This window comes from Salinibacillus kushneri, assembly GCF_900111405.1.
In the GTDB taxonomy this organism is placed as follows: Bacteria; Bacillota; Bacilli; order Bacillales; family Alkalibacillaceae; genus Salinibacillus; species Salinibacillus kushneri.
Window position 1 is genome coordinate 25497 of the sequence record NZ_FOHJ01000017.1, and the last position, 11903, is coordinate 37399.

At 36.6% G+C, this 11903-nt stretch carries 13 protein-coding genes and 1 rRNA gene; 1 reads left to right on the top strand and 13 read right to left on the bottom strand.

Annotated features, from left to right (window positions below; all coding sequences use genetic code 11):
- Nucleotides 1–97 precede the first annotated feature (97 nt).
- Together BMX63_RS16860 and metG are read right to left on the bottom strand one after the other, a co-directional pair.
- Nucleotides 98–868, bottom strand: a complete 771-nt coding sequence (locus tag BMX63_RS16860) for a TatD family hydrolase (RefSeq protein WP_093137673.1) — start codon at nucleotides 866–868, stop codon at nucleotides 98–100.
- 78 nt (nucleotides 869–946) lie between these two features.
- Nucleotides 947–2908 carry a methionine--tRNA ligase gene (gene metG, locus BMX63_RS16865; protein WP_245732875.1) on the bottom strand — a complete coding sequence of 654 codons (1962 nt, stop codon included), beginning with the start codon at nucleotides 2906–2908 and terminating at the stop codon, nucleotides 947–949.
- A gap of 484 nt (nucleotides 2909–3392) precedes the next feature.
- Between metG and BMX63_RS16870 the strand changes: the two genes are divergently transcribed.
- Nucleotides 3393–3671 (top strand): transition state genes transcriptional regulator AbrB, encoded by a 279-nt coding sequence (locus BMX63_RS16870; protein ID WP_093137677.1) that lies wholly within the window; start codon nucleotides 3393–3395, stop codon nucleotides 3669–3671.
- 92 nt (nucleotides 3672–3763) lie between these two features.
- On the opposite strand, the gene rsmI is transcribed toward BMX63_RS16870, so the two are convergent.
- The 11 genes from rsmI to rrf form a co-directional block, all read right to left on the bottom strand.
- Complete coding sequence (gene rsmI / locus BMX63_RS16875; protein WP_093137694.1) at nucleotides 3764–4639, bottom strand: 16S rRNA (cytidine(1402)-2'-O)-methyltransferase; 876 nt, start codon at nucleotides 4637–4639, stop codon at nucleotides 3764–3766.
- Between the two features lie 14 nt (nucleotides 4640–4653).
- Complete coding sequence (locus tag BMX63_RS16880) at nucleotides 4654–5406, bottom strand: tRNA1(Val) (adenine(37)-N6)-methyltransferase (protein ID WP_093137679.1); 753 nt, start codon at nucleotides 5404–5406, stop codon at nucleotides 4654–4656.
- Between the two features lie 300 nt (nucleotides 5407–5706).
- On the bottom strand, nucleotides 5707–6075 hold the full coding sequence (gene yabA / locus BMX63_RS16885) for a DNA replication initiation control protein YabA (protein WP_093137681.1): 369 nt from the start codon (nucleotides 6073–6075) through the stop codon (nucleotides 5707–5709).
- 29 nt (nucleotides 6076–6104) lie between these two features.
- Nucleotides 6105–6920, bottom strand: coding sequence for a PSP1 domain-containing protein (locus BMX63_RS16890; RefSeq protein ID WP_093137682.1), 816 nt, complete (start codon nucleotides 6918–6920; stop codon nucleotides 6105–6107).
- 5 nt (nucleotides 6921–6925) lie between these two features.
- A complete protein-coding gene (gene holB, locus BMX63_RS16895) occupies nucleotides 6926–7912 on the bottom strand; it encodes a DNA polymerase III subunit delta' (RefSeq protein WP_093137684.1) in 987 nt (328 codons plus the stop codon).
- 16 nt (nucleotides 7913–7928) lie between these two features.
- Complete coding sequence (locus BMX63_RS16900; RefSeq protein ID WP_093137685.1) at nucleotides 7929–8369, bottom strand: YaaR family protein; 441 nt, start codon at nucleotides 8367–8369, stop codon at nucleotides 7929–7931.
- A gap of 22 nt (nucleotides 8370–8391) precedes the next feature.
- A complete protein-coding gene (locus BMX63_RS16905) occupies nucleotides 8392–8721 on the bottom strand; it encodes a cyclic-di-AMP receptor (protein ID WP_093137687.1) in 330 nt (109 codons plus the stop codon).
- A 259-nt stretch (nucleotides 8722–8980) separates the two neighbouring features.
- A complete protein-coding gene (gene tmk / locus BMX63_RS16910; RefSeq protein ID WP_093137689.1) occupies nucleotides 8981–9607 on the bottom strand; it encodes a dTMP kinase in 627 nt (208 codons plus the stop codon).
- A gap of 20 nt (nucleotides 9608–9627) precedes the next feature.
- Entirely contained in the window at nucleotides 9628–11070 is a 1443-nt protein-coding gene (locus tag BMX63_RS16915; protein ID WP_093137691.1) for an aminotransferase class I/II-fold pyridoxal phosphate-dependent enzyme, read from the bottom strand.
- Nucleotides 11071–11220: 150 nt separating this feature from the next.
- A complete protein-coding gene (locus BMX63_RS16920; RefSeq protein ID WP_093137692.1) occupies nucleotides 11221–11415 on the bottom strand; it encodes a sigma factor G inhibitor Gin in 195 nt (64 codons plus the stop codon).
- Nucleotides 11416–11674: 259 nt separating this feature from the next.
- Nucleotides 11675–11790 (bottom strand): 5S ribosomal RNA (gene rrf, locus BMX63_RS16925).
- Between the last annotated feature and the right edge of the window lie 113 nt (nucleotides 11791–11903).

The following is an 11903-nucleotide window of genomic DNA, read 5'->3' on the forward strand; positions in this document are numbered from 1 at the left end:
GACTCCTTAAATATTATTGGTTTTTCTATTATTTTTAAACACCTTTGGAGGTTTTTTAATGGAACTGTAATAAAAAAAGGGACTTTGTAACATTTTTTTAATCTTCTATCCCAAAAAATTCCTTGGCATTCCTGGTTGTCGTTTTAGCGATTTCTTCATATGATAATTCTTTCAATTCGGCAATTTTTTCTGCTACCAATTTCACATAGGCAGGTTCATTTCGCTTCCCTCTGTATGGATGAGGGGCCAAAAATGGACAATCCGTTTCAATAAGCAAACGATTTAATGGAACGATTTTTGCCACTTCTTTCGGTTCCTTTGCATTTTTAAACGTGACAATACCACCTAATGAAATGTGAAAGTTCATATCCAGACATCGTTGGGCAAGCTCTGGTGTGGAGTTAAAACAGTGCATAATACCACCAATTTGCTTTGCATTTTCCTCCTCAAGAATCTCCACTATATCTTCTGTTGCTTCCCGATTATGAATAATAATAGGCATCTTCACCTTTTTAGCTAAAGCAATTTGCTTTCGAAACACATCCTTTTGTATATCATGAGGGGACTTATCCCAATGATAGTCTAAGCCCATCTCACCTAAGGCTACCACCTTTGGGTGGGAGGACAGTTCTTCTAACCATTCAAGATCCTCATCTGTCATATCAATGGCATCGACAGGGTGCCAGCCTACTGCGGCATAAATATTTTTATTTTGTTCCGCTACTTCAATGGCGCGCGGAATCGTTTCACGGTCAAAACCTACAATAACCATGTATTCAACCCCTGCTTCTTGTGCTCGCTTCATCACTTCTTCGCGATCTTCATCAAATTGTTCAACATTTAAATGGACATGTGTATCAAATAACATGGACATTCACCTTCCTTGCTATATAATGAATTCTGTTAGTAAAAAAAGGCTAAGTGCAAGGCACCTAACCTTTTTGATTTATTTTACCTTTGCCCCGTTTGGAAGACTTTGATCCACTCCGGCTAAAGCAAGATTTCCCTGACCATCTTCCCCGGCTAATATCATTCCCTGGGAAAGCTCACCACGTAGTTTTACAGGTTTCAAGTTCGTTACACAAATCACTTTTTTGCCTTTCAAGTCCTCTGGCTTATAATACTCAGCAATGCCAGAAACAACTTGGCGTTTTTCAGTGCCTAAATCTAATTGAATACGGAGTAATTTATCGGCTTTTTTCATTTTTTCTGCTTCAATGACTTCTGCAACCCTTAAATCAACTTTCATAAAGTCATCAATGGTAATTTCATCATCGTCATTATCCGCTTTTTCTTCTTCTTGGTTTTCTTCTGGTTGAGAAGGACCTTTCATCATATCTTTAATGGCTTGAACCTCTGTATCCGCATCTAAACGAGGGAATATCGGCTGATCTTTTTGAACTTTTACTCCAGCTTGAATCGCACCAAATTGGGATAAACTATCCCATGACTTTAATGATTCTTCCTTTATACCAATTTGCTTAAAGATTTTTTCCGGTGTACTAGTCAAGAATGGCTGAAGCATAATTGCAATGTGTCGAATAGATTCAGCCAGATGAGCCATCACATTGCCTAAACGGTCCTTTTGGCTTTCATCCTTAGCTAATATCCATGGAGTGGTCTCATCAATATATTTGTTGGTTCGGCTTACAAACTTCCATAAATCAGATAGAGCTATAGAGAATTGCATATTTTCCATGGAATCCTCTACTTTATTTTGTGTTTCAATGGCAAATTGTTCGAGCTCCTGATCCACTTCTTCTTCTCCATTTTTTAGAGCAGGAATTTCCCCGTCAAAATATTTGTCTATCATAGCAACTGTACGATTCAAAAGGTTGCCTAAATCATTAGCTAAATCAAAATTAGATCTCTCAACAAAGCCTTCAGGAGTAAAGACTCCATCAGAACCAAATGGAACCTCTCGTAATAAGTAATAGCGAAGCGAGTCTAATCCATAACGGTCAATCAAATCAACAGGGTCGACAACGTTCCCTTTTGACTTGGACATTTTTCCATCTTTCATGAGTAACCAGCCGTGCGCAAACACCTTCTTAGGGAGTGGAAGGTCTAAGGCCATTAACATTATCGGCCAATAAATCGTATGGAAACGGACAATTTCCTTACCTACTAAATGAACATCAGCAGGCCAAAATTTTTGATAACGTTCATCATTATCTGTTCCATAGCCAAGAGCCGTAATATAATTCGTTAAGGCATCAATCCATACATAAATAACATGTTTTGGATCACCTGGTACTTTGATTCCCCAATCAAAGGTTGTACGTGAGACAGCTAAATCTTCAAGACCAGGTTTAATAAAGTTATTAATCATCTCATTTTTACGTGTTTCCGGTTGTATAAATTGTGGATTGTCCTCATAAAACTGTAATAATTGATCCACATACTTACTCATTTTAAAGAAATACGATTCTTCTTTAACTAATTCAACTGGACGTCCACAGTCCGGACAATTTCCATTATCTAATTGACGTTCTGTAAAAAAGGATTCACAAGGCGTACAATAATACCCTTCATATTCGTCCAAATAAATGTCACCTTGTTCCAGTAACTGTGCAAAGATTTTTTCCACAATCTCTTTATGACGATCTTGTGTTGTACGAATAAAATCATCATGAGAAATATCCAGTTTACCCCAAAGATTTTGGATACTACTTACAATCTCATCCACATATTCATTAGGGGTAACACCTTTTTCCTGTGCTTTTCGTTGAATTTTTTGCCCGTGTTCGTCTGTACCGGTTAAATACATAACATCATAACCACGCAGTCGTTTATAACGAGCCATTGCATCTCCAGCGACTGTTGTATAGGCATGTCCTATATGTAAATTTCCACTGGGATAATAAATTGGAGTTGTGAGATAAAACGTGTTTTTTTCCTCAGGCACTTCCTTTACCTCCTTAGCTTCAAATAAATCATATTTTGTATAACTGATTGCGATTACCTTTATACTTTCCCATTTTAACGCTTTAATCTAATGATTTCCATATCTAACAGACTACTATACATAATGAGAAACTTCAATCTGAGCGCTTTTTTCAAACACACAGGTGCTTAAATTAATCTTCTCTGAAAGATTTTCCGTAAAATCTAATTAAATCTCTTATCTACGACCATGAATCAAAATTATGATTGCCATTTCATACTAAGCTCTTTTCATCCTTTTAAACGATTTTAATAAAATTTTGTATTTATGAGGTTTAACTTTTTCTTTATAGGGTAATAAAAAGTACATGTAAATAAATGTTTATTTTCAGCAATAAAAGCCTGGCAAATCAATTGACAGACATTGGTAGCCAGTGGTAGAATTTATGTCGAAAGTTGACGAAACATAAAGAGAAATAAAAAATGATCGAGAGGGGAAATGATCAATGAAGTCCACAGGAATTGTACGTAAAGTAGATGAATTGGGTCGAGTGGTTATTCCAATTGAATTGCGTCGCACACTAGATATCCACGAAAAAGATTCTTTAGAAATTTATGTAGATGATGATCAAATCGTCTTGAAGAAATATGCACCAACAAATACTTGCCAAATTACAGGCGAAGTATCTGATGATAATATTTCCTTTGCTGATGGAAAATTAACATTAAGCAAAAATGGTGCAGAACAGCTATTAAATGAATTAAAAAATAAACTTGACGCATAAGTGTTCAGATTGAACTGGAATGGAAAATTTGGAATTAAGAAAGGTTGCCTCGTCGAAGGGCAACCTTTTTATAATGGCTTAATAGCATATCGTTATGATTGATGAAAAATTTGATAAACTTCTCTTTTTTGTATATTTCTATCCTTTGCTGTGTTCTTAATCGCATCCTTATTCGTCATGCCATGATTTTGAATATACGCATTGACATGCTCTATGATGGAGAGGTGTTCCCACCAATTTTCTTCTTCAGTCTTTTCTTCTTTAGAGCCTTCTACTACAATACAGAATTCTCCTCGTATTTGTGATTCTTCGCTCTCTATCCACTGTAGTATTTCATCAATTGTTCCTCTTACATATTCTTCATATCGCTTCGTTAGTTCCCTCGCAACCGCAACTTTTCGATTTGGGCCAAAGCCATTCTTCAAGCCTTTTAATGTCTCTTTTATCCGGTGGGGAGATTCATAAAAAACAAGTGTTGCCTTTATGTATCTTAAATCATCTAAAACAGCTTTCATTTCTTTCTTTTTTCGCGGCAGAAATCCATAAAAGTAAAACTGTTCGGCTGACAAACCCGAACCCACTAGAGCACAAAGGGCGGCATTGGCACCTGGTAACACAATCACATTGACAAGCTGATTCGCCTGAGAAATAATTTCAAAACCAGGATCTGATATAACCGGCATTCCTGCATCACTGACTAAGGCCACGTTTTTTTGTGCTTGCAAATAGTCAAGTATTTTTCTACCAGCAGATTCCTTATTATGTTCATGATAACTCATCGTAAAGGTGGAAATTTCAAAGTGATTAAGCAGTTTCTGTGTTTGCCTGGTATCCTCCGCTGCAATGATGTCTACTTCTTTCAACGTACGCAAAGCACGATAAGTAATATCTTCTAAATTACCAATCGGTGTAGGGACAATATATAAGTTCCCCTTTTCCTTATTTTCAAAGCTTTTTTGAATATGCATGATTTTCCTGCCTTTCATGCTTGATTATTCCCGTATAATATTTTCTGTAATGCATTCGTATATTGACCTGTCTGATTGTAAACATATAGAGGAGGAAGAATCTTGATATCAGCATTCCCATCACGGGCTCCTTCTATTAAAAGGGTATTAGCTTCTCGTCCAAACTTTGGATAAACAAATTGAATCCGTTTAGGTTCAATACGATATTTTCGGAAATATGTAATTAAATCAACTAAACGTCCTGGACGATGTACGAGGGCAACCTTCCCTCCTGGACGAACCAGTTTACTACAAGACCTTATAACATCCTCTAAATCACCGTAAATTTCATGTCTTGCAATTGCTTGATAATCATTCAAATTTCTGCCTTCTTTAGTAGCCGTTTTAAAATAGGGAGGATTACATGTTATTACATCATATTTTCCATGGCCTAACCTCTCAGGCATATCACGCAAATCACCTTTGATTATCTGTATTTGTTCCTCAAGTTTATTTAGCTCCATATTTCGCATAGCCATATCATACAAACGATCCTGTATTTCCACCCCTGTAATCTTTGCATGTGAACGCCTGGATAATAATAGAGGAATCACTCCATTACCTGTACATAAGTCTAAAATATTTCCTCTTTTTATCGGAACATAGGCAAATTTCGATAACAGTACAGCATCTAACGAAAAGGCAAAAATAGTGGGGCTCTGAATAATCCGCATATCCTCTTCAGAGAGTAAATAATCTAGACGTTCATCATCCTTAAGCTTTGCCATTACTTAAACTACCTTTCTCTTCGAAATAAAATCCCTTGTCCTTCTGACAAGGGATTTTACCACATTCTCTATATTGTAACAATTTTTGTTGTTAAGGTCGGATAATATCGCGCCAAAGTAAAACCTTCTCGCTTTACTTATGTCGAGCTACAGGCTCGGTCGCCTCCGCTTTTCTATGTCCAGCTGCGGCTCCCAGGCCCAACAAATCTTAAGCAGAATCTACTATGTGGCGGGAAAACTTGCCACTCCGTACATTCTGCTTATGCTGTCGGGCCTAAACAGTCGCCTCCGCTTTTCTTTCTAAGATTGTTTATTTAAAAATAAGAGGCAGAATAAGCAGTCTTCTTCTCCTCTTGGACTTCCGAAATGTACGTTACAGATGTGGAAGCCTTCTTCATATATACGAGCTAAATTATCGTATCCCTCTCCAACAGATGTTTGCGCTGCTGGTTCGTCATCAGGCATCCACTTTTCATTATCCTTTTTGTTTATATCCTGATCCTGGTCGGCTTCTAACCTTTTGCGTAAATGATGGTTTTCTACTGAAAGATGATGATTTTCTTCGATGAGTTGAACTAAGTTTCCTTTTAATTCACCAAACTGTTCATGTAGTTCACCAATTTTTTTTTCTAAGTACGTAAATCGATCAAATAACTCTTTTTTATTCACGCTGGTTCCCCACCTCATTACTTTGTGGCTTACGTAGATACAACTCCTTCATTTATCAGCTCTTTCAATGTATACTCAATGACACGTGTACCATCTTCAATTTCAATTTGAACAACCCGTTCTAAAATGTTTAATCCTGCAACTTTTCCTGGGCCATGAGGTGTATCTATCGGCTCACCAATATCCGGTAATTCCTTTTTAGCCTGTTCGTAATCGTCATTTTCATATTTTAAACAGCACATTAAACGACCACACAAACCTGAAATTTTTGCCGGGTTCAAGGATAGGTTTTGATCTTTTGCCATTTTTATGGATACTGGTTCAAAATCACCTAAAAACGTTGAACAACAAAGCATCCTTCCACAAGGTCCAATTCCACCTAATAATTTTGCTTCATCCCGAACACCGATTTGCCGTAATTCTATCCTTGTTTTAAATACAGCTGCTAAGTCTTTTACTAAATCGCGAAAATCTACTCGACCATCTGCTGTAAAATAGAAAATAACTTTATTTCGGTCAAATGTATATTCTACATCAACCAACTTCATATCTAAATCATGGTAAGCAATTTTATTATTGCAAACTTCGTAGGCTTCCTTTGACTTATCCTTATTCTCTAAAACGGTTACTTTATCCTTTTCGTCAGCAACTCGAATGACCCTTTTTAAAGGAAGGACAATATCTTCTTCATCAACCTGTTTAGGTGCAATGACCACCTTCCCAAATTCAATTCCACGTACCGTTTCAACAATAACATAATCATCTGTCGTCAATGGTAGGCCACTCGGGTCGAAGTAATAAATTTTTCCCGCTTGTTTAAATCGTACTCCGATAACTTCAACCAATTTGATCACCTCTGTAATTGAAGCACTAATTCCTCCATGACAAGTGTAGGGTTTACATTTGCCTTAAGTTTATTTTTGGCTTCAGATATTTGCTTTAAAGCTTGCGTAGCCTGATGACGAGATAAAGAAAAGGAGAAGTTTTCAAACTTCTTCTTTTCGTCTGTATATATGATCGCATCTTCTCTTTCTATGGTATAGGAAACAAAATCACGATACCAAATGAGCAGCAAATCTAAACCCACTTGGTTCTGTTCCTTATCTTGAAAATGGGGCAACCATTGATGGTGTAGAAAAAGAAACGCTTCATCTTTTTCTTCCAATAGTACCTTAATTAATTTTATCACTATGCTTCTACCTTTAGCAAACCAATCATCCTGGGCCATAGCTTGAGCTTCCTCATAATCATTGGTTAACGAAGCCGTTAATTTACTTAAAGACTCGCTTATACCACTAGTAACGAGCTGTTTTTCAAGTTGTTCAGTATTTAGAGATTTAAAGGACATAATCTGGCATCTTGAACGTATCGTGTTGAGGATGGATTGTCCATTTTCCGTTAAAAGAATGGCTAATGTACTGCGCTTTGGTTCTTCCAGAAACTTTAATAATTGATTGGCTGCATTCGTAGTCATCGCATCAGCCACTTCTATAATATAAACCTTTTGGTTCGACTCGAGTCCGGTATAAGTGAACTCTTTTTGCAAATGAGCAATTTGTTCCTTTTTAATCGAACTACCGTCAGGGATAATCATATGGACGTCCGGATGATTTCCAGAATCAATCCGTTTGCAATCCCGACATTCGTTACATGGCTTATAATCCTCTTTATATTGACAGAAGTAACTTTTGGCTAACAGTAAACTAGCATCCTTTTTACCAGTGCCTTTAGGGCCTTGAAATAAATAGGCGTGGGAAACCCTTTTTTTTCGAATACTATTTTTTAGCATCTGAGAGACAATCGGCTGAATAGCCTGAAACTCACTCCATGTCTTCACGGTCCTTCACTACTTTCTACGTATATAAATTCACTAATAACCCTTTTATTTCGCCAATTTGACCTAAAATATCGATTGATTTCTTTTCTTGATCAAATACAGAGTCTGTTAACTCAACCAGCTTTTCATCAATGGTATCAACAATTGTTAATTTACGATTTTGCCCATTCATTGAAAAGTTCCTCGTCTGTTTCAAGTCTAATCCGTATTGAACAGCCTCTTTTACGAATTGTTTTACTAAACCCTTAAACTTGGACAAGTCCTTAAAAGACCGAAAACGGGCTACTTTATCTCCTTGTTGAGTCAGCTTCTCCATTAAGCGATTTAATTCTGTTTCACGCATTTGCTGATGTTCCATACGAACCACAGATTCAAAGCTTGTACCCTGTGAAGATTTCGTTTGGGGATTTTTCTTTACACTTTCTATTTGTGATTGTATGTCCTGGCTAATTTTCAAACCCACGCCTCCTCATCTCCATTTAAAATTGATAAAATGTATCAATCGGCAGAACAAATACGGTAGCTCCACCTACTTCTATTTTTACAGGTTTCGGAATATAAGAATCTGCGTTTCCCCCCATTGGTGAAATCGGAGCAACCATTTGTTCTCTTTGACTGCAATTCTTTCTAATTACATCAAGTGCTGGATCAACCCGGTCATCATCAACACCTATAATTAATGTCGTATTTCCTTCTCGTAAAAAACCACCTGTTGACGATAGCTTTGTTGTTTGAAAGTTTGCTTCAGATAAAGCATCTACTAAACGGTTAACATCCTTATCCTGAACAACTGCAAGTAATAATTTCATCTTTTTTCCCTCCTTCGTTTTTTCACCTTAGAAACAAATAAAAGAAAAGAAAGAATGATATGCCGATCACTACGTTGTTACCTATATTTTATCATATTAGCATAAAAACAAGCCTTACAATATCATACAGTTCATGAATGATCTTAAAAAATAAAGGTTTATGTTGTAATGGTGTGTAGCTGTAAAGAAGTGTTTATATTAATGGATAAGGCTTCCTAAAAAGAAAGCCTATATTATGAAACTATAGAAAAAATGTTGATTATTTTAGAAATGCTTCTATTGCATTTAATGATGAATTTAGAACCCGATCAAAGGATTGACCTGCATCAATTAATTTTATCCGATCAGAGAATCGGTTAGCTAGCAGATGATAGCCTTCATACACTTTTTGATGAAAAGATAGATCCTCCAAATCAAGTCGGTTCTGTTCCCTTTCGTAATTACCGTGAATTCGCTCTAATCCCTTTTTTGGTGGTAAATCTAAAAGAAAGGTAACATCCGGCATACAATCCTGGATAGCAAATTGGTTTATATGATAGACCTCATCAATCCCCAATCCTCTCGCATACCCCTGATAAACTAAACTACTATCAATAAAACGGTCACATAATATAATATACCCTTCTTTTAACTTTGGGATGACTTTCTCTACTAAATGCTGTCTTCTTGCCGCAGCATAGAGTAAAGCTTCTGTGCGAGCATCCATTTCTGTATGAGAACGGTCTAGAATAACCTGGCGAATTTTCTCAGAAATTTTAATACCACCAGGCTCTCGTGTTTTGACTGTTTTATAGCCTTTATCAGTTAGTGTTTGATTAATTTCTTCAATGATAGAGGTCTTTCCTGCACCCTCTCCACCTTCAAATGTAATAAATAGTCCTTTCACTTGTTCATTCTCCTCTATATTTATTCAAAAATAATTCGTAACCCTTTTTGTAGATCCTCACTTTCATATTGAATATGTTGTCCCATTTTTATGTAAGCCATAATGGTTTCTTTATGCTTTGAAAGGATGCGTTCTCCCTTTATAAGGATTGGAATACCTGGAGGATAAGGCGTAATCGTTTCTCCTGCTATTTTCCCTATAGCCTGCTCCCACGGTATCCAGTTATCCTTCATTTCCTGTAATTCCATAAAGGAATAAGGCAACGGACTAATAACAGAGTGGTTAAAATTGCTTATCTCTATTTTATCATGACCTCTCTTACTTTTTAATATATGACTGCTTCTGTTTAAAATGGAGTGAATCCTTTTCAATCCCTCTTTATTTACACCTAATCCGGATATGAGAAGCAATTGGTTTGTTGTCGCTAATTCAGGATAAACATTTTCTCGTTCAAATACATACATTACTTCCTTTGCATCCATTCCCGATTTCATGTGTAAAGTAATTTTTAGTGGATCATCTACTTGTTTTTTAGCAGGTAATACATTCCAAAGGGAAGCCTCATTAAGTTTTGCTCGAATGGCTCCAACATGCTGAACAATCTCCTTTACTTCCTCTTTACTTAAATGCGCTAAAAAATAACGTGCTAAATCCAGTGAGGCCATTAATGGATAGGAAGGACTGCTGGACTGCAAAACATATAAATAATGGCGGATTGTTTCCTTGGATACAAAGGATGACTGAATATGTAAAAAGGAAGCCATTGTCATAGCGGGAAGCATTTTATGAGCTGATTGAACAACGATATCAGCTCCTAACGAAACAGCTGAAGGTGGAAATGGGTGCCCTAAAATAAAATGAGCCCCATGTGCTTCATCAACCAAAACAGGTACATCATACCGGTGAGCATACTGAATGATAGGTTGAATATTATATGTATGGCCAAAATAGTCAGGATAAGTTAAAACAACTGCCTTTGAATGAGGATTAGTATCCAATGCTTCCTGAATATCAGATTCTGTTATTATACTATATCGGCCTGTTTCCTCTTCAAAGACTGGGGTAACAAAAACAGGCTTAGCCCCTGCTAATTCAATAGCATTCATAATTGATTTATGGCAATTGCGCTGAACAATAATAGTATCACCTGGTTTACAAACCGATAAAATCATGGTCAGGTTTCCGACTGTCGTTCCTCCTACTAAAAAGAAGGTTGCATCAGTACCATATAATTCAGCTGTTAAATCCTGCGCCTCTTTAATGGCGGACTCAGCATGATGTAAATCATCTAAGCCTGTAATTTCCGTTAAATCATAAGGGAGTATGGATTGAAACACATTAGATCCCTGACTCGGAAAAATCAGACCATTTTTGTGACCCGGAACATGAAACGAGGAAGGTTTTGATTTCACATGCTGTGACAAGGTATGAAACAAAGGTAATTCGCTCTGAGATTTCTTCATGTAAATACTCCTTAATGTATTTAGTAAGCAAAAGCGACGTACGTATGAAGAATTTTTTCACGCTACTTATACTAGCATGGAAGGTTTAATATGTGAAATAAGATAAGATAAAATAAAAATTGCCGAACGTTTATGTTCGGCAATTTTCATCTATGAAAATTGATTTAATTGATTAATAACCTTTAATTTTTCTACATAGTATTGATACTTTTCATCTCCTGGTTCTGTATGAATCATATCCTGTTCACAATCAGAGCAGATGAAAGCTGTATATACTGTAATGCCTTTGACTTTCTCCTGATGACAAACATTACATACTTTTTTAGTTATGGTTTGATTACTCATTATCCCCACCTCCATTTTCTATCATTTCCTAATCTACTAGTTTCTATACATGGTTATTATGTTTATCATCATATTCATTGATCACTACAGATGGGATAGATAAGTACATAGTAAACAGAAGCCTAATACGAAAACCATTGTATTAAAGTTGTTTTATAGAGACTTATGAGGGGATAGGATCAGTCTGCAAATAATAAATCAGTTAAATTAGCATAAAAAAGTCTTAGAATCATAATAGACTCTAAGACTTTTTTAAGTTGCCCAGCAACGTCCTACTCTCGCAGGGGAAGGGCCCCAACTACCATCGGCGCTGGAGAGCTTAACTACTGTGTTCGGAATGGAAACAGGTGTGACCTCTCCGCCATCGCCACTGGACTTTGATTCTTATATAATGCTTATATAGCACCTTCAAAACTAGATAAGAAAGGCAATCGGAATGATCAGTGCGTTTTTCGCTGTCTAGCTCCGGCTCCTAGGTCCAAGCCGTC

Excerpts from the sequence above, each read along its gene's own strand:
- BMX63_RS16860 (WP_093137673.1), bottom strand. The coding sequence starts at position 868 with ATGTTATTTGATACACATGTCCATTTAAATGTTGAACAATTTGATGAA.
- BMX63_RS16870 (WP_093137677.1), top strand. The coding sequence starts at position 3,393 with ATGAAGTCCACAGGAATTGTACGTAAAGTAGATGAATTGGGTCGAGTG.
- rsmI (WP_093137694.1), bottom strand. The coding sequence starts at position 4,639 with ATGCATATTCAAAAAAGCTTTGAAAATAAGGAAAAGGGGAACTTATAT.
- BMX63_RS16880 (WP_093137679.1), bottom strand. The coding sequence starts at position 5,406 with ATGGCAAAGCTTAAGGATGATGAACGTCTAGATTATTTACTCTCTGAA.
- BMX63_RS16905 (WP_093137687.1), bottom strand. The coding sequence starts at position 8,721 with ATGAAATTATTACTTGCAGTTGTTCAGGATAAGGATGTTAACCGTTTA.
- BMX63_RS16915 (WP_093137691.1), bottom strand. The coding sequence starts at position 11,070 with ATGAAGAAATCTCAGAGCGAATTACCTTTGTTTCATACCTTGTCACAG.
- BMX63_RS16920 (WP_093137692.1), bottom strand. The coding sequence starts at position 11,415 with ATGAGTAATCAAACCATAACTAAAAAAGTATGTAATGTTTGTCATCAG.